We start from the raw sequence: 19,448 nt of genomic DNA on the forward strand, positions 1-19,448 counted from the left end.
CATAGTCGAGGAACATTTTTTCTTTTCAAGAATATATATAATGAGGAGGAAATACTTGTGAAAATCGCAATTTCTGGTGGTACAGGCTTTATCGGTAAATCCCTTTCTACTTTTTTTATTCAAAAAGGATATACTGTTTACATTCTCACACGAAAAAAAACTACTGAAACTTCCGATCCTAACCTTCAGTATGTTCAATGGACACCAGATTTACAAACCTTCCCCCTCTCTTCTATTGATGTAGTTATTAATCTAGCGGGAGAGTCTATTAATAGTAGATGGACAAAGCAACAAAAGAAAGTCATTTTAAACAGTAGAATTCAAACAACAAAAGGACTCATTAAACAATTGCAGGGACTCCATACAAAGCCACACACATTTATTAACGCAAGTGCTATTGGATACTATGGAACGTCTGAAATAGAGTCTTTTACAGAACAGCATGAGACTCCTGGAAATGACTTTTTAGCAAATACAGTATATTCATGGGAACAAGAAGCATCTAAAGCACGTTCTCTCGGAATACGAACAATCTACGCAAGATTTGGAGTTGTATTAGGTACAAATGAAGGAGCTCTTCCAAAAATGCTACTTCCCTATCAATTCTATATCGGCGGCACCATTGGTTCTGGGAAGCAATGGTTATCATGGATTCATATAGACGATGTCGTTCGTATGATGGATTTCATCATACACAAAAAAGAAATTGATGGTCCTCTTAATATGACAGCACCAACACCTATAAGAATGAAGGAATTTGGAGAAACCATTGCAACTATAATGAAAAAGCCCCATTGGTTGCCTGTACCTTCTTTTATCATTCAAACTTTATTAGGTGAAATGAGCATACTTGTACTAGAAGGGCAACGTGTATTACCCATTAAAGCAATTGAACATGGATACCAATACACATTTCCAGAAATAGACCATGCATTACAAAATATACTTTCGCATACAATGTAGTACTTCTAAAACACAATTTTACATGGGCTCTTTCAAAACTTTCATTTTCTAGGATCCGAAGCATTACCACACAAATAACCTTTCAGTTACTTTCCCTTAACTTCCATTAGCATTATAAAGTAACAGAAATGAGGTACCTATGAAAATATTGCTCAAACAAGCCATTGTATACCCTATTACATCTCAAAAGTTTCAAGGAGATGTACTCGTTACAGGAGAGCGAATTACCGAGGTCAAACCTTTTATTCCACCTACTCAAGATATGACCGTTATAGATGCACGAGCACTCCATCTCTTACCTGGCTTTATTGATGTCCATACTCACCTTGGTCTCTATGATGAAGGTACTGGTTGGGCTGGAAATGATGCCAATGAAACATCTGAAGTTTCAACACCACATATTCGTTCTTTAGATGGAATCCATCCTTTCGATATTGCCTTTCAAGACGCTGTACAAAACGGAATTACAACCGTTCACGTTATGCCTGGCAGTCAAAATATTATCGGGGGTACTACTTGTGTAATAAAAACAGCTGGAACTTGTATTGATCATATGATTATTCAAGAACCTGCTGGTTTAAAGATTGCCTTTGGAGAAAATCCTAAAAAAGTCCATAGTAATGGAACAAAAGAATCCATTACACGTATGGGGATTATGGGGTTACTTCGGGAATCATTCTATGAAGCACAACATTACGGGCACGAAGCTGATTTTCGAATGCTTCCTATTCTAAAAGCATTACGTCGTGAAATACCCGTACGTATCCACGCTCACCGAGCAGATGATATTAGTTCTGCTCTACGCTTTGCAACAGAATTCAATCTCGATTTACGCATTGAACATTGCACAGAAGGACACTTTATTGTTGAAGAACTTTCAAAACACAATTTGAAGGTTTCAGTTGGTCCCACTCTGACACGCCGTTCTAAAATCGAACTAAAAAATAAAACATGGGATACTTACCATATATTATCAAAAAATGGTGTGGAAGTTTCTATCACAACAGATCATCCTTATACACCCATTCAATATTTAAATGTTTGCGCTGCTGTTGCAGTAAGAGAAGGGTTAGACGAGAAAACAGCACTAGAAGGAATCACCATATTCCCAGCACGAAATTTGCGTTTAGAGGATAGAATTGGAAGCATCGAGGTTGGAAAAGACGCCGATCTCGTGCTATGGACTCATCATCCTTTCCATTATTTAGCCAAGCCTGTACTAACTATGATTGATGGAAAAATAATTTACAAAAAAAATAAAAAAAACTAGTTTATTTTTTTGACTAGATAAAGTATTATACGATTATAAACTGAATGAAACCATAATCAATTTGTGTCGTGATTATCATTTTCAAATTGATGAATGGGGAAGGCAAATGGTGCGCCACCAGCGTTAGAAACTGGTTCTAGTGGGTTCGATTCCCACCCCGAAATTTTTTAAAGATTGATATAAAAATTTCGAGGGTGGGGTGTTTTTTCGTCATGCTACCCTCGTGTGAGGAGGAGTTAGTATGTTGAAAAAACGCGACTTACACGACAGCCACGTTCTATACGAGTTAATGGTGGATCCAGCTGTCTTCCCTTTTGTGCGTCAAAAGGCTTATTCTTATGAAGAATATTTATTCTTAACGAAACAAACGATTGAAGCTGAAGAGCGTGGTGAATTAATTTCACGCACAATTTTAGATGAATGGGGTAACCCTATCGGAACAATTACTTTATTTGATGTGCAAGAAAAAGCTGGATTTCTCGGGACATGGCTTGGCAAACCATATCATGGAAAAGGTTATAACAAATTGGCAAAAGATTCATTTTTTAGTGAACTTTTCTATGAATTAGATATTGAAACAATTTTCATGCGTATTCGTAAAATAAATATTCGTTCTATTAAAGCTGCAGAAAAACTGCAATATGTGAATCTAGCAAACGAAACAAGAAAAGCCGTATATGATGAAATTAACGCAAACGAAGAAGTGTATAACTTATATGAAATTCCAAAAGATCAATACACACTTGCTACAATGCGAGATACAACCTTCCAAGATGCTCATCAATTAAAAGAAGCGTAATCTAAATTTTCTGAAATGATAATCAGTTGTTAACATTTTCCATATGCGTATATCCCCTCATGTCTTTGGAAACGATAAATAGTAACTTTAAGACACGAGGTGATTTGTAATGGATAAAAAGAAACGTGATAAAACAAAAAACACATTATCTAGTACACAAGAAGTTCTCTATCAACGCGAATTTCAAAAAGCAGATCGTGCAGCAGGATATCGCTCGAAAAGCATTTAAAGTGAAAATGAATAATTAGAAGTTTCCCCCCTAATTATTCATTTTCATTACATAATTTTCTCGACTGATAGAAGTAAGCAAAAAAGCCCCTTATACATAAGGGACTTTTTTGCTGTGGACAACTTTATCCACAAAACCGATGAAATTGTTAGTAATTTTCAAAAACATTTAATATTTTTCTATATTAAAGCATATATCAGCTGTTTTAATTGTGGATATTTTTCTAAAAATTGTGGACAATGTGGATATAGTTGTTAATATTCCGACTTTACTGTTTAATGAAAGCGCAATCCTTTTGTGGATAACTTGCTAAATTTTCTTTAAAAATAATAAAGAACCCTCTTTACATATACAAAGAGGGTTTCATATTAAGTAAAAGATTGTGCAAGAGCAGGTGATTTAATAGGTATATGACGCGGTTCTGCATGATTTTCCGCCAAAATTGCATCTACAATATGGCCAGCTGGCTCTGGAAGATAGATGCTTTTCATTGCTTCTTTCATTTGAAGAAGCTTCACATCATCTTGTAATAATGCCTCTGTTTTTGCAAAAACCTCACTATCATCGCGAATGACAACTGCTGCTCCCTTTCTTTCAAAGTACATCGCATTTTCATTTTCTTGTCCTGGAACAGGCTTATATAAAATGACAGGTACTTGCAACGCTGCTGCTTCACTTAATGTTATTCCGCCTGGCTTCGTAATCATACAAGAAGTAACACGGAATAATTCATCAATATTTTCAACATACCCAAACACTTTTAATGCATCGGAATTTTGCTTCTGTAAACTTAATAAATCCTGTTTTAAAGCTTCATTTTTCCCACAAACGACAACTACTTGTAAATTAGGCACTGACATAAATGATTGGCATAGTTCTTTTACATTTCCTAATACCCCATGAGCACCTGCTACAATTAGTAAAATCTTTTTATTCTTACATAACTGATATTTATTATATATGATTTCTGGATTTACCTTTAACTCAAAACTACTCCGAATTGGAATTCCGGTTTCAACAATTTGTTCCGCAGGTACACCGATATCAACCATCAATTCTTTCACATGATCCGTTGCAACAAAATAACGATCTACTTCTCGATGAATCCATATTTTGTGCACGCAAAAATCCGTTAATACATTATAGACAGGAATTGAAATACCTGTTTGTTTCTTCAATTCTGGTACAGCGATAATTGGAAATGTATTAATTACAATATCTGGTTTCTCCACCTGTAACAGTGTTTTCAAACGTTTTCTTCCAAAGTTCGCATACCAAGATGCTATTTTCTTATCATAAATTTTTTCTACCCCGTAATAAAACAAACGATATAATTCTTTTCCTATTGTATAACTTTTTAAATATAGATATTTTGTAATGTCAGTTATAAATGGATGTGATTCTCCAAACAAGTCGCATACAATAACATCTTCAATTCCTTTTTGGCGAAATGTTTGTTCTAATGTTTTTGCTACTTGCACATGACCATTACCGTAATGTGCAGTTAATATTAAAACCTTGGGGTTTTTTATCAAACAAATCCACTCCTAGCTTTTTGTTTCTCCATATTGCATATACGACAATAGGAAAAACATTTTCCTTAAAAATTACATAAACAGATTCTAATAATTCCCTTTCAGCTATGTACCTGTCGTGGATATGCAAAGCATATAAGATTGACCCCTTAATCCTATCTGTGCTCATATCTTTACATTATACTTTCCTATAAGAGCTTTCGCAATAACTTACAAATGTTCTCTATTCCATGATACTCACTCTTTTACTTCTTAATTCTTTTTACTATTTTGATTTCCCTTTACAATTATGTAAATTTCTCCATTTATTCCGTACAAAATTATGGATATTCTATTTTCAGTATACTCTTTTATCAATATATACTCTAGATTTTATTGTAAAGAAAGCAAAAAGCCTAATCCAATATTTGGATTAGACCGCTTGTAAAATATATTTAGCATGTTCTACATTTTTCTCAGTAGGTGGTTCTACATTTGCGAGTGGATACTTGTGTCCAAGCGCCTCCCATTTATATACACCAAGCTTATGATATGGTAACACTTCAACTTTTTGAACATTAGACAGACTTTGAATAAAGCTAGATAGTTTTTGTAGATCCTCTTCATTATCCGTAACACCAGGAACTAATACGTGTCGTACCCAAATCGGTTTATTCTTATCCGATAAATAACGAGCAAATTGTAAAATATGTTCATTTGGTTTCCCTGTTAATTTACGATGCTTTTTGGAATCGATATGTTTCAGATCCAATAAAACTAAATCTGTATAATCCATTAAAATATCTAGCTTATTTTGGAATTCTGGTTCCTCAGAATAACAACCACCAGAAGAGTCGATTGTTGTATGGATACCAGCCTCTTTACACTTTTTAAACAACTCAATTAAAAAGTCTAGCTGTAATAATGGCTCTCCACCGCTAACTGTTATACCTCCTCCGGAAGCTTCAATAAATGGAAGGTAACATGTCACATCCTGCATCACTTCTTCAACTGTTATTTCTTTACCTTTACCGATTTCCCACGTATCAGCATTATGACAATATTGACAACGTAATAAACACCCTTGTGTAAATATGACATAACGAATCCCTGGGCCATCAACAGTACCACAAGACTCTACAGAATGTATTCTTCCTTTTACCATGTTACTTCCTCCTTTATTGAAACAGCCTCCCTTCGCTATATATTAAGAGCGAAGGGACACTTTTTTCATTTACATGCTTTCATGCATTGTACGGTTAATTACATCAATTTGTTGTTCACGAGTTAATTTAATAAAGTTTACAGCGTAACCAGATACGCGAATTGTTAATTGTGGATATTTCTCAGGATGTTCCATTGCATCCATTAATGTTTCACGGTTAAATACGTTAATATTTAAGTGGTGGCCTTCTTTTACTGCATAGCCATCAAGCATTGATACTAAGTTACGTACTTGTACATCATCTTCTTTACCAAGTGCTTTCGGAATAATAGAGAATGTATTAGAAATACCATCTTGTGCATCTTCATATGGTAATTTAGCCACAGATAATAATGAAGCTAATGCACCTTTTGTATCACGTCCATGCATTGGGTTCGCACCTGGTGCAAATGGTTCTCCAGTACGGCGGCCATCTGGAGTATTACCAGTTTTCTTACCGTATACAACGTTAGATGTGATTGTTAAGATTGACATTGTATGAACAGAATTTCTGTATGTTTTATGTTTACGAAGTTTATTCATAAATGTTTTTACAAGATTTACAGCAATCTCATCTACACGATCATCATTGTTACCGTATTTAGGGAAATCTCCTTCAATCTCGAAGTCAACTGCAATACCATTTTCATCACGAATTGGTTTTACTTTTGCGTATTTAATTGCACTTAATGAATCTGCTACTACAGATAGACCAGCAATACCTGTTGCCATTGTACGAAGAACGTTTGTATCATGAAGTGCCATTTCAATACGTTCATAGCTATATTTATCATGCATGTAATGGATAACATTTAATGTGTTTAAATATAGACCCGCCAACCATTCCATTGTCATATCAAACTTATGCATAACTTCTTCATAATTTAATACTTCAGAAGTAATTGGTGCGTACTCAGGACCAACTTGTGCTTTAGATTTTTCATCTTTACCACCGTTAATCGCATATAGTAATGCTTTTGCTAAGTTTGCACGTGCGCCGAAGAATTGCATTTGTTTACCAATTCTCATTGCAGATACGCAACATGCAATACCGTAGTCATCGCCGTAGTCAGCACGCATAATGTCATCATTTTCATATTGAATTGCTGATGTTTTAATAGACATTTTCGCACAGTAGTTTTTAAAGTTCTCTGGTAATTGTTTAGACCAAAGAACTGTTAAGTTTGGTTCTGGAGCTGGTCCTAAATTATCTAATGTATGCAAGAAACGGAATGAGTTCTTTGTTACTAATGGACGACCATCTAATGCCATACCACCGATAGACTCAGTTACCCAAGTTGGGTCACCAGAGAATAATTCATTATAATCAGGTGTTCTTGCAAATTTCACAAGACGTAATTTCATAATGAAGTGATCTACAATTTCTTGTACTTCTTCTTCTGTTAAAGTACCATTTGCTAAATCTCTTTCAATGTAAATATCTAAGAATGTAGAAGTACGTCCAAGACTCATTGCAGCTCCGTTTTGCTCTTTAATTGCTGCAAGATATGCGAAGTATAACCATTGGAATGCTTCTTGCGTGTTTGTTGCTGGCTTAGAAATATCGAAGCCATGAGAAGCAGCCATTTGTTTTAACTCTTGAAGTGCACGCATTTGCTCAGATAATTCTTCGCGTAAACGCATTGTCTCTTCGCTCATTACACCGCCAGTTAAATTTAAATCAGCTTTTTTCGCTTCAATTAAATGATCTACCCCATATAACGCTACGCGGCGATAGTCACCGATAATACGTCCACGTCCGTATGCATCTGGAAGACCAGTAATAACACCTGACTTACGAGCAGCTCTCATTTCTGGTGTATAAGCATCAAATACACCTTGGTTATGAGTTTTTCTCCAATCTCTAAAAATACGACTAAGTTCTTTATCCATTTCGTATCCATAAGATTCACAAGCTTGTTCTGCCATACGAATACCACCATATGGTTGTAAAGAACGCTTAAACGGTTTATCAGTTTGGAAACCGACTACTTTTTCAATATCTTTATTTAAGTATCCTGGGTCATGTGATGTAATAGAAGAAACAATTTTTGTATCCATATCAAGAACGCCACCGTTTTCACGTTCTTTTGTTGTTAAATCCATTACTTGATCCCAAAGTTGTTTCGTTGCTTCAGTTGCTTCTGCTAAGAAAGATTCGTCCCCTTCGAAAACGTTTACATTATTTAAAATGAAATCGCGAACATCAATCTCTGCTTTCCATTTTTCACCTTTAAAGTTTTCCCATGCGTTTTTAACATTTTCTAATACTTGAGTCATCCTAATCTCCTCCATTTTTGATTAGTACAGGACTAAGATTTTTTATATAACAGCTTACACACTTAGAATACTACTTTTTTACGAAAGTGAACGAAATAGTTGTGACATGTTTGTGAAATGTTGAGCAAACTACTATATATATAGTGTTAACTTCATTTAAAAGTCTTTAAAATTAACTCTTTCCTTAATTGTATTTTTTTGGTACCCTTATATACGAGTCCTATTTTGTAATATAAGAACAATACCCATTGTAGAGCTGTAATACTCTTATCTCCTAATCTGTTATAGTTTTTATAACAGAACAAAAAAGTGTACACATGTTGTACACTTTTTTTGTTACTTCTATAAAACATCTCTTTTTCTATTGCCATCATAGAATCCGCCACGATTGTCTGTTAATGCAATTATTTGCTCTAGTCCCTCTATATGATCACCTATAATTCGAAGTACAGCTGGAGGGTGACCTATTTTTGCGAAATGTTCACTGGGACGAATACGGTTCATCTTATCAACCTCAACACGATATACACATGCAATTTCAAATCCAGAAAGAAGAGCCTTCACTTGTGCTACACAAGGTGACAATAAAGATTTATACCCAATTGCTTTCAAACACTTTTGGCTAAATGCATTAGGTACCGCAATAAGTGAGCCTACCCCTAAATCCTTTCTATCACAAGCTAAATTTAGTGCATATTTAAATGCAGTTACAAGATGAAGCGGTACTCTTAAATCTAAATAATGATTTAAATCATTTAATGCGACGTCCTTTCCATCTGCTATAGCTTTTGCAAAAGGATATAGCTCACTCGCTGGAATAACAAAATCGCCGTCTATAAATAACACAATTTCTCCTTTTGCAAAATACGTTCCAAGTGAGCGCCCTACATCATTTCCGAGTGCTTCTTTATATACAATTGTCGTTGCCCCTTTGTCTTTTGCAATTTTTTTCGTTTTATCTGACGAACCATTTACGACAACGATAATTTCGAAGGGTTCAATTTTGCGAAGCTCTTCTATAACGTTTCCAATTGTTTTCTCTTCATCTTGTACGGGAATAACAACAGATAGTTGCTTTCCTTTATACAAATTAGATGTGACACCCCATCCTTGATAAAACTCTTCAAAACTTAAAGTATGATAGACACTATCCCTTTTCCTATTTCCATCATAATATCCTCCGCGCTCATCACTGCTTAATATCCGTGCCGCTACTGCTTCTATATGATCACCTATCATTCTTTTTTCAGATTGGGAAAGATTTGTTCCATATGCAGCATGCTGGAATGGACGAAATTTATTTGGCGTAATAACGTCAATGGCGCAATGACGACTAATTCTCCATTTACTTTGAAGTAGGCGTAAATGAGCCACAATAGGATTAACAAAACATTCATATCCGATGCTTTGAACGACTTCTTTCGTCAGCGCATGAGGTACATCTAATAAAGAATTAATTTTTAATTCTTCACGCTCTAACATTGCATTTAATATTTGGCGCCATACTGTAATAGAAGTAGGTTTTTGCCTTTTTAAAAATAATGCATCCAAATTATTTAAAACTACATCTGCCTGATCGTATAAAATCGGATTAAGGAATAATTTTAATTTTGAAGTTTGAATAGCAAAATCACCATCTATAAATAGTAATACATCACCTATCGCATGTTTTACGCCGACTGCACGTCCAACATCGTTCCCTAGTAGCTCTGTATGTTTGATTACTTTACACCCTAAACGATCTGCAACATCTTCTGTTCCATCATTACAACCGTTTGCTACTACAATAATTTCTACTGGATTTAATGGTCTTACCGATTGAATAACGTCTGAAATCGTATCGACCTCATTACATACAGGAATAATAACAGATAATGACTTAGCCATTGTTTTGTTCACGAAACCACTTAATTGTTTCCTTCAATCCGTTTTCCCACGTTACTTTCGCTTGAAATTGAACAAGCTCTTTTAATTTTGTTACGTCTGGTCTTCTATTTGGAATTTCTTCAAAACCATAAGGATATACTTCTTCAAAAGGCACTTGTACAATCTTTGAAGAAGAATTCGTTAATTTTTTAATTACTTCTGCTACTTCTTTTATGCTCTTTTCATTCTCAGAACCTATATTAATAATCTCACCATTTACCTTCTCATCCATTGCCCGAATCGTTGCCTCTACCGCATCACTTACATACGTAAAGCAACGTGTCTGCTTTCCATCTCCATATACGAGAATGTCTTCTCCTTGCAAAGCCGCACTAATAAATCGCGGGATTACCCCTGCATACGGACCATCTTTCGCTCTTGGACCATAAATATTAAAATATCGAACAATCGTTACCGGTAAACCTTCTAATGCGTATCCTAAACATAATGTCTCTTCCAACGTTTTACAAACTGCATAACTCCAACGAATTTTAGAAGTTGCCCCGTATAATCGATCTCCCTCTTCAGAGAAAGGCGGCTTGGCCTTACCATATACTTCTGAAGTAGAAGCAAAAACTACTTTCTTCTTTCCTTTTAACGCTGCTTGTAAAATATTTCTCGTCCCATCAAAATTCGTTTCTATGAGCTCTATACTTTTTTCCATTGTTGTTTTCACACCTAAAATTGCTGCTAAATGAAACACGACATCATGCTGATCTACTAATTCATAAATAGAATTTTTATCTAAAACACTTATTGGAATAACACGGATTTTTTTCATTAACTCTTCATGGTACTTATTTTTACCTTTATAAAAGTTATCCACAACAGTGACCTCATAACCTCTTCTCATCAACTCTTCAGCTAAATGCGACCCGATAAATCCGGCCCCACCTGTAATTAAACATTTCTTACTCATTTACTCACCTTCTTTACAATCCCGCGTGTATCTATTACTTGGTCCATTCCTTTAAAAAGCTTCCAATCAATATTAGAATGATCCGTTAAAATTAAAATACAATCCGCTTTTTTAACTTTTTCTTCATCTAAAGAAACAGATTGATACACCTTATCTCCAATTTCCGCGAAAGAAATATAAGGATCATGATATTCTATCTCGTATCCTTGATTTCTTAATAATTGAATAATCGGTAACGCTGGTGATTCTCTCAAATCATTTACATCTTTCTTATAAGCAATTCCTACAATTAAAACTGATGCAGGTGATTGCACCATGCCTTTTACTTTTCGGACTATTTTCTCTGGCATTTCTTCATTAATTATATGTGCTGCCTCAATTAATTGACTAATTGCCCCATTCTTTTTTATTCTCCATTGAAAATATAAAGGGTCTACTGGAATGCAATGTCCTCCTATTCCTGGTCCTGGCCAATATGGGGTAAATCCAAACGGTTTTGTAGATGCGGCTTCAAGCGCCTCATAAAAATCAATTCCTAAACTTTCACATAGTGTGTTTAGTTCATTTACTAAAGAAATGTTAACTAAGCGCTGAATATTTTCAAATAGCTTGCACATCTCTGCTACTTTCGGAGAGCTAACAGGTACAACTTCGTCAAAAATGGTACTATATAAATCCTGTACCTTTTGTCTACACTTTTCTGTTTGTCCACTAATAACTTTTGGAATAGCTTGAACTGAATATTGACTATTTGCTGGATCAATTCTCTCAGGGGAATATCCGATATAGAAATCTTCCCCTACCTTGTTACTATTTTGAGAAATAATAGGTAGGATGACTTCTTCAAGTGTGCCTGGATATGTGGAGCTTTCAAAAATGAAGGTTTGTCCTTTTTGAAGGTTTTGTTGTATATAATGCGAAGCTGAAATGAGGGCACTTAAGTCTGGTTCTCTTTGTTCATTAATTGGAGTCGGGACGGTGACAATAACATAATCACTATTTTGAAAATCAGCAATGCCTTGATCCGGTGTGTTTACTGTTAATTTTTTTTTCGTCAATAAACTTTGTAACTCTTTAGAAGAAACATCTGGAATATAACTTTCTCCTTTTATAATTGAGTCTATTTTTCTAATATCTTTATCTAATCCAAGTACTGTATGCCCTCTTTCTGCAAAATGTACCGCTAAAGGAAGGCCAACATACCCTAACCCAATAATAGCTACTTTACTACTATTCATTTGTATTCTCTTCTTCCCTTCTCAATTGTTGAATGATATCTCTATCTCTATCTCCATCAGTAAAGCCACCACGTTCGTCCGTACGTTGTAATAAATACGTAACCGCCTCAAGTTGATCACCGAAAATACGATCAAACGCTGAAATACGCCCATTTACAAATTCGTGTTGCTCTGGACGTACTCGATTTGTTTTTATAACATCTACTAACTCTACTGTTGTAATAGAGAATCCTTCTAAAATAGCTTTCACTTGTGCTAATGGCGGAATGATAAGGGAGTCATATCCTATTCTCTCTATTACCTTCTTATGCATGGCATGTGGTACAGCAGTTAGTGAGTTATTCCATAAATCTGGTCTTTTCGCTACCAAATTCAAAAAGTATTTTCCCATACTAATTGGATCTGCTGGATGAAACATATCTAATAAGCATTGTAAATCATTTAACACCACGTCATTTCCATCTTCAACAGCATGTAAAAATGGAGTGAGTTTTTTTGCTGGAATAACAAAATCACCATCAACGAATAAACAAATATCTGCCGTAGCATGCATGGCCCCTATTGCTCTTGCTACATTATGTCCAAGCGCCTTCGTAAATTCAACTACAATAACATTCTCTAGCTTTGCCTGTTTAACAGTCTCAACATCTGCTCCATTCGCGACAACTATAATTTCATCTACACCTGCTTCTTTCACTTCTTGTATAACAGACCTTATAGTTATTTTTTCTTCTGATACCGGGATAATGGCACTATATTTCGCTTTTTTCTTTTGTAATAAAACTGGTTTATACTTTCCTACAAACGCTCTATCTCTATTGTCCTCTGAAAAACCACCGCGATTACCGTATGTTTCGATTACGTATTGTAAAGCACGCAAATGATCACCCATAATACGACTAGTCGCTTTCGGATAAGGAGAGCCAGGTGATGTGCCCGTATGGACAGGACGAACTTTATTTGTGTAAATGACATCAACTGAAGCCATATCAGAAATATCTACTCCTCTAGACATCGCCATCGCTTGAAATAATGCTGGATCTGCTAAATTCCACCACCCCAGTTTTTCAATCACTTTACGACTTATCGCATGTGGTATTGCAATTAAAGATCCTACAACAAACTCCTTCTTGTTCAAATAACGATTTAACATATATTTTCCAACCGTCGTATAATGCGGTCTCATCTTCAAATAAACGGACCATGTTAAATTATTTAAAACAATCTCATGTCCTTGCTGTATTCCTTTAATAAAATTGTATAATTCTTCACTTTTCATGACGATATCACCATCTAAAAATAAAACAATTTCACCTTTTGCTTCTCTAGCACCAATTGCCCGTCCCACATCATTACCAAGGGAATATCTATAATAAATCACACGGCAATTATGCTGTAGCGCTATTTCTTTCGTACCATCTGTCGATCCATTATCTACTATGATAATTTCATATGGTTCGAGCTTTCTTACTTCTCCTAAAACTTTTGATAAAGTACTTGCTTCATTATGCACTGGAATAACAACTGACACTCTCATACTTGTATCACTCTTACCCTTCCAAGCGAACATAAGCAATAATAGGAATACGCACAATTACATCTTCTGGTGGTCCATAAGAAGGAGAAGTACGAACAATTACTGCCCCATCCGTCACAGATAAAAGAACGCCTGCAATGATTTCTACAGCTGTCACAACTTGTACTAGTTCCCCAACATGGTTACGTAATTCATCAGTAAATAACATATATAACGCTCCTTTCTTACGCTTCTTTAATTGATATAATACTTGTAAATGGTAATAAAACTTCTGTTCCTATTCCTTCTTGCAATGTTAAGAAGTCATCACCAACTGCTACAATAACGCCTGTTAACTGTCCCACTGTCACAGTAATTTCTACGTTTTTACCTAAATACTGCTCTGCAATTTCTTTAAAAGGTGATGTAGTACATTCTTTTAAAATGTTACAAATAATAGATTGAAATCTACTTGATTCAATAACTTCTTCAGTAGCTTGCTTAGAGTTTCTTTGAATAAATCTCGCGAAGTTTTGTGAAAATAAAAGTCTTTCCACAGCAGGTAATAACTTATTATCTAAAAAATAATCTAATTGCCTATTAAACAATCTCGATAATTTATGCCAATATTTTCTGAACAGACACATACACTTCTCCTCCTATTATTTTTAGATTATAAAATTTCACATCCATACATCTTAATGTATACAAAATAGATATTTTTGTGATAGGTAAGACATACATTTTCTAAAAGAAATATTTAGTTCAAGGCATAAAAAAACTATCCAAAAGGATAGTTTCTTACACTTCAATATTCCGCAATATCGAATAAATATCGTTATTCACTTTACCAAATGATTTAATGTTATTTTGAATGTTAGATAATAAAACAACATATACACTACCATTTTTACTAAATCCGTTTAAGCAATTCCATCCTGGCATTACACCGTGATTCGAATAGCTTCCTGGGTCTACGTACCATCCAAACCCGTAATCCTTTTTTCCACCCGTAAACATTTGATCGTAACTCTCTTTTGAAATTAATTTACCAGAGAATAGTGCTTCGTTAAATAAATATAAATCATGCGCACTTGTGTATATATCACCACAACCATATAGTTGTGACATGCTCGGAATATTAGGTGTTGTCATATTATTATTTACTATTTTATAACCCGTTGATGGGAATCTTGTTTGTTCTAACGCTGTACCAAAACCAGAATGTTTCATACCCGCAATAGCAAAAATATGTTGTTTAATATATTCTTCGAGCGACTGTCCACTTACCTTCTCGGCAATGTATGCAAGTATAGAGTAGTTCGAATCAGAATACTTCCACTTCTCTCCTGGACCACCAATACGCTTTTGATTTCCTATCCGCTTTATCAGTTCTTCATGAGAAATATCTTCTTTTCCCTGCTCATATTCGGGAATCCCTGATGTATGTGTTAATAGATGTTTTAGCTGAATACTATTACCTTGAGGAAAATTTGGAATATACTTTGCAACAGTATCTTCTACTTGTAATTTATTTTGATCTTTCAACTGCATAATAGCAGTTGCTACAAATGCCTTTGAAATAGAACCAATATAAAAAGTCGTCTCTGAATTATTCGGTACTTTCTGTTCTTTATTTGCCATACCGTACCCTTTATTCAAAAGAACTTTTCCGTTCTTCACAATAACAGCTGTCCCGCTAAATCCTGCGTTTTGTAAATACTGGTCCAATTGAGCGTTTTCATTAATTTCTTGAGGTGGTCCCTCGGGAAGCTTCTCCACAGCTTGCGCTTGCTTCACTTGTTCTTCCTGCTCTTTTTGTTTTTGCTTCTGTACTTCTTGTTTCTTTTTTTCTTCTTTCTTTTTTAGCTCTTCTTGTTTCTTCATTTCTGCTGCCGCTTTTAAAGTTTCTTCTTTCTTATTATGCGCAACAATTTTTGTATACATGAAATATACAAGTGATAATAGTAAGACGAGAATGATTGTTCTGTTTATGTATACAATCGGCCGACGTACTTTCCCATTCGCATTATTTTTTTCCTGATCCATAATTGCTTTTTTCCCCATACTCACCAATAATTTAATTCCTTTACTAAAGATTCGTTTTAGTAGATTATGGATAATCCACTCTATATCATCCCTACTTTATCACGCACTGCACATATTACCAACCTATATGTACAAAAAAGAAAAAGAAAATTTACAAAAGTAAGATTCCCGTTAAATTATTAACAAAAAAAGAGGATATCCTCTAAAAAATTGATGTTATCAATCTTTTTGGACATCCTCTTATCTCATTATTTATACGTGTTTTTTCATATCATCGGCAACAGATTCAACATTTGTACCTACGATAACTTGGACACTTGTATTACTTAATTTCATAACACCTTTTGCACCAGCACGTTTTAATGCTGCTTCATTTACTTGACCAGCATCTTTTACTTGTAAGCGTAGACGTGTTGCACAGTTATCAATAACTGTTAAGTTTTCTTTTCCGCCTAAAGCTGCTACGTAAGTTTCACCAATTGAACCTGCAACTGGTGCCTCACCATCTTCAACTAACTCATCGTCATCTTCACGACCAGGAGTTTTTAAATCGAACTTCTTAATTAAGAAGTAGAATACTATGAAATAAATTGCTGCGTAAATTAAGCCGATACCTGCTAGTAAGACTGGTTTTGTTGCAATACCGAAGTTTAAAGCGTAATCGATTGCACCGGCACTAAATGAGAAACCATCATGAATGCCAAGCGATGTTGTAATGAATAAAGAAAGACCTGTTAGTACAGCATGAATACCATATAATACTGGTGATAAGAACATGAATGAGAATTCAATAGGCTCTGTAATACCAGTTAAGAATGAAGTTAATGCTAGACCAGCTAACATACCAGTAACTGCTTTACGCTTTTCTGGTTTAGCAGCTGCAATCATTGCGAAACATGCTGCTGGTAAACCGAACATCATAACTGGGAAGAAACCAGTCATAAACATACCTGCTGTTTTGTCACCTGCAAGGAAACGAGCAATATCACCATTAACAACATTACCTGCTGCATTTGTAAAGTCCCCAAATACAAACCAGAAGTATGTGTTCATTACGTGGTGTAAACCAATTGGGATTAATAAACGGTTTAATAAACCAAATAATCCTGAACCAATTGCACCTAAATTAACAATTCCATGAGCTAATGCATCAATACCATTTTGAATTGTGGGCCAAATTTGTGCAAATAGAATTCCTAATATCAGCATCACGACTGATGTAACAATTGGAACGAAACGTTTTCCAGCAAAGAAACCTAACCATTCTGGAAGTTTAATCTTATGGAATTTATTATAAAGAAGTCCTGCTATAACACCAACAATAATACCACCTAAGACTTTCATATCTACTTTAGTCGATAATTCAGCAGCCTTAGATACTTGTGTCATTGTATCCGCAAGCTTAGATGGATCTACATTTGCGCTATTACCTATTAAATCTTGGACTTTACCTAATTTATCTTGTAATTCAGCAGTTGAATACCCTTTGCTAAGTGCATCAATACTATTTTTCATAACAAGATAACCAATTGCACCTGCAAGACCTGCTGCACCACTACCATCCACTGAAAGACCGATTGCAATACCAATTGCAAAAATAAGTGCTAAGTTATCAAAAACTGCTGCGCCGGCCTGTGCCATAACAGGAATATCAAATACATCTGGTTGCCCTAAACGAAGCAATAATCCTGCTGCTGGTAGTACTGCGATCGGAAGCATTAAAGCTTTACCAATACGTTGTAAAAACTGCAACATTTTAATTCCCCCTAATCAAATTTATGAAATCGTTATCATTATAAGTACGCTTTAGAAAACGCTTTCTATTACATAACCATAATAACATATAGTTGTATAGATGTGTAGTTTTTATTTCTGAACTTTTTATAGATAAATCTCCTATTTCCAAACTGTTATATAAAAGGAAAATTCTCCTTTTTAAAATACAGAATACTCGAAACGAAAGACCTATTATAGCACATTGAACTTTCGTTTTATCATTCCACTTTTTCATGTTATTATTTATTTCCGAGCATATCGGGAAAAGTAAACTTAGTTAATTCAAAATAGGAGCGTTGGTACTATGCAGTGCATTGAAACAAACAACTTACAACAGTTGTTAGAACAAGTAAAACCGTATACGAAAAAAGGAAAACTTGCTACTTATATCCCCGAACTAGGAAATGCAAATCCAGACGATTTAGGGATTGCCATTTTCCATAAAGAAACAGAATATATCCATGCAGGCAACTCACAAACACTATTTACTCTTCAAAGTATTTCCAAAGTAATTACACTTGCCCTTGCCCTTTTAGACCGTGGTGAAGAATATGTATTTTCTAAAGTTGGAATGGAACCAACGGGTGACCCATTTAATTCTATTATTAAGTTAGAAACGACAAGTCCATCCAAACCCCTTAATCCAATGATAAATGCAGGGGCTTTAGCTATTACAAGCATGCTAACAGGAAAAGATAACGAGGAAAAAATGGAACGTATTCTTCATTTTGTACGTGAAATAACAGATAATCCTACTATTAATTATTCCTCTAAAGTTGCCGATTCAGAACTAGAGACAGCTTACCTAAACCGTTCACTTTGTTATTATATGAAACAAAACGGAATTATCGATTGTGATATTGAAGAACTTATGGATTTATATACTCGTCAATGCGCAGTTGAAGTAAACTGCATCGATTTAGCACGTATCGGCTTAATTTTTGCAATGGATGGATATGATCCATATAAGAAAAAACAAATTATCCCTAAGCATATTACAAAAATTTGCAAAACATTTATGGTCACATGTGGTATGTATAACGAATCTGGTGAATTTGCAATTCGTGTTGGTATTCCTGCAAAAAGTGGTGTAGCCGGTGGTATTTTTGGCTGTGTAAAAGGAGACATGGGAATCGGTATTTTCGGACCAGCTTTAGATGCAAACGGAAATAGTATTGCCGGTTTTAAAATTCTTGAACTTCTTTCTGCTCAAGAAGGTTGGAGCATTTTTTAATCGCGAGTTATCCTGCTATACTAGCAGGATTTTTTATTTTGCCAAAACCTCACTTTTGTCAGTTATCAATCCTCTTACAAAAACAGTGCTGAAAGTTTCTCTATATCATGCATATTTGTTCCCCCCTCCTGAATAATATAGTACAACCTAGCGCTATATGTGGAGGTGTGAAAGATGAAACTAATATTTCAAATGGGAAAACAACCTGTTCTTGAAAAAACAATCCTTCTTTTTATATTGAGTATTGTAGAAAGCTTGAAGTTAAAAGTTGTTTCACTCGACGAAGCTCACCGATACATATTCAATTTAGAAGTACTTGAATTATTAATGGATCGGAACATCGATGATCAAGTACTTGAACTTATTCATTTCGGGATGGGACTTGAAGACATTTATCATGTGCTTCCTGAAGAACTTGAGCATACGATTGAGGAATTAAAGTGGCTTTGCATTCAAGTATTAAGTGAGTACAGTATGCATGAAGAATCCGAACAATTAATTGAAGATATACGGTAAAAAAGCACCTATGTA

General features: G+C 34.9%; 18 protein-coding genes and 1 pseudogene. 6 read left to right on the forward strand and 13 right to left on the reverse strand.

Going from position 1 to position 19,448, the window contains the following annotated elements; genetic code table 11:
* The first annotated feature begins 57 nt into the window (after positions 1–57).
* The 4 genes from ACTFRY_RS25390 (at position 58) to ACTFRY_RS25405 (ending at position 3,261) form a co-directional block, all read left to right on the forward strand.
* Positions 58–963, forward strand: a complete 906-nt coding sequence (locus tag ACTFRY_RS25390) for a TIGR01777 family oxidoreductase (RefSeq protein WP_086423807.1) — start codon at positions 58–60, stop codon at positions 961–963.
* Positions 964–1,102: 139 nt separating this feature from the next.
* Complete coding sequence (locus ACTFRY_RS25395) at positions 1,103–2,233, forward strand: amidohydrolase (RefSeq protein ID WP_000698314.1); 1,131 nt, start codon at positions 1,103–1,105, stop codon at positions 2,231–2,233.
* Positions 2,234–2,474: 241 nt separating this feature from the next.
* Entirely contained in the window at positions 2,475–3,032 is a 558-nt protein-coding gene (locus ACTFRY_RS25400; RefSeq protein WP_000914737.1) for a GNAT family N-acetyltransferase, read from the forward strand.
* Positions 3,033–3,141: 109 nt separating this feature from the next.
* Positions 3,142–3,261, forward strand: a complete 120-nt coding sequence (locus tag ACTFRY_RS25405) for a YfhE family protein (RefSeq protein WP_000358486.1) — start codon at positions 3,142–3,144, stop codon at positions 3,259–3,261.
* A gap of 368 nt (positions 3,262–3,629) precedes the next feature.
* On the opposite strand, the gene ACTFRY_RS25410 is transcribed toward ACTFRY_RS25405, so the two are convergent.
* From ACTFRY_RS25410 to ACTFRY_RS25470, 13 genes and pseudogenes are all read right to left on the reverse strand, one after another.
* Positions 3,630–4,796, reverse strand: a complete 1,167-nt coding sequence (locus tag ACTFRY_RS25410; RefSeq protein WP_000594688.1) for a diglucosyl diacylglycerol synthase — start codon at positions 4,794–4,796, stop codon at positions 3,630–3,632.
* A 412-nt stretch (positions 4,797–5,208) separates the two neighbouring features.
* Complete coding sequence (gene pflA, locus ACTFRY_RS25415; protein WP_000238467.1) at positions 5,209–5,940, reverse strand: pyruvate formate-lyase-activating protein; 732 nt, start codon at positions 5,938–5,940, stop codon at positions 5,209–5,211.
* A gap of 69 nt (positions 5,941–6,009) precedes the next feature.
* On the reverse strand, positions 6,010–8,259 hold the full coding sequence (gene pflB, locus ACTFRY_RS25420; protein ID WP_016117127.1) for a formate C-acetyltransferase: 2,250 nt from the start codon (positions 8,257–8,259) through the stop codon (positions 6,010–6,012).
* Between the two features lie 152 nt (positions 8,260–8,411).
* Positions 8,412–8,633: a hypothetical protein gene (locus ACTFRY_RS25425; protein ID WP_016117126.1), complete on the reverse strand. Its 222-nt coding sequence runs from the start codon at positions 8,631–8,633 to the stop codon at positions 8,412–8,414.
* Positions 8,602–10,146 (reverse strand): glycosyltransferase family 2 protein, encoded by a 1,545-nt coding sequence (locus ACTFRY_RS25430; protein WP_141541463.1) that lies wholly within the window; start codon positions 10,144–10,146, stop codon positions 8,602–8,604. Before ACTFRY_RS25430 ends, ACTFRY_RS25425 begins: the two co-directional genes overlap by 32 nt.
* Complete coding sequence (locus ACTFRY_RS25435) at positions 10,139–11,104, reverse strand: NAD-dependent epimerase/dehydratase family protein (RefSeq protein ID WP_000037015.1); 966 nt, start codon at positions 11,102–11,104, stop codon at positions 10,139–10,141. The genes ACTFRY_RS25430 and ACTFRY_RS25435 overlap by 8 nt, the downstream gene beginning before the upstream one ends.
* Positions 11,101–12,342 carry a nucleotide sugar dehydrogenase gene (locus ACTFRY_RS25440; RefSeq protein WP_098616488.1) on the reverse strand — a complete coding sequence of 414 codons (1,242 nt, stop codon included), beginning with the start codon at positions 12,340–12,342 and terminating at the stop codon, positions 11,101–11,103. The genes ACTFRY_RS25435 and ACTFRY_RS25440 overlap by 4 nt, the downstream gene beginning before the upstream one ends.
* A complete protein-coding gene (locus ACTFRY_RS25445) occupies positions 12,335–13,879 on the reverse strand; it encodes a glycosyltransferase family 2 protein (RefSeq protein WP_001266452.1) in 1,545 nt (514 codons plus the stop codon). The genes ACTFRY_RS25440 and ACTFRY_RS25445 overlap by 8 nt, the downstream gene beginning before the upstream one ends.
* Before the next feature lie 13 nt (positions 13,880–13,892).
* Positions 13,893–14,087, reverse strand: a complete 195-nt coding sequence (locus tag ACTFRY_RS25450) for a hypothetical protein (RefSeq protein ID WP_000899468.1) — start codon at positions 14,085–14,087, stop codon at positions 13,893–13,895.
* 16 nt (positions 14,088–14,103) lie between these two features.
* Positions 14,104–14,505 carry a hypothetical protein gene (locus ACTFRY_RS25455; protein WP_000335534.1) on the reverse strand — a complete coding sequence of 134 codons (402 nt, stop codon included), beginning with the start codon at positions 14,503–14,505 and terminating at the stop codon, positions 14,104–14,106.
* Positions 14,506–14,659: 154 nt separating this feature from the next.
* A complete protein-coding gene (locus tag ACTFRY_RS25460; protein ID WP_000371845.1) occupies positions 14,660–15,907 on the reverse strand; it encodes a serine hydrolase domain-containing protein in 1,248 nt (415 codons plus the stop codon).
* Between the two features lie 252 nt (positions 15,908–16,159).
* Complete coding sequence (gene nagE, locus ACTFRY_RS25465) at positions 16,160–17,662, reverse strand: N-acetylglucosamine-specific PTS transporter subunit IIBC (protein WP_000938893.1); 1,503 nt, start codon at positions 17,660–17,662, stop codon at positions 16,160–16,162.
* Positions 17,663–17,803: 141 nt separating this feature from the next.
* Positions 17,804–17,918 (reverse strand): annotated as a pseudogene (locus tag ACTFRY_RS25470) (transcriptional regulator).
* Positions 17,919–17,987: 69 nt separating this feature from the next.
* Between ACTFRY_RS25470 and glsA the strand changes: the two are divergent.
* Positions 17,988–18,917, forward strand: a complete 930-nt coding sequence (gene glsA, locus ACTFRY_RS25475; RefSeq protein WP_098533933.1) for a glutaminase A — start codon at positions 17,988–17,990, stop codon at positions 18,915–18,917.
* A 174-nt stretch (positions 18,918–19,091) separates the two neighbouring features.
* Entirely contained in the window at positions 19,092–19,433 is a 342-nt protein-coding gene (locus tag ACTFRY_RS25480; protein WP_000766604.1) for a DUF3969 family protein, read from the forward strand.
* The last annotated feature ends 15 nt before the right edge of the window (positions 19,434–19,448 follow it).

This window comes from Bacillus cereus group sp. MYBK195-1 (genome assembly GCF_051916605.1).
Classification (GTDB): Bacteria; Bacillota; Bacilli; order Bacillales; family Bacillaceae_G; genus Bacillus_A; species Bacillus_A cereus.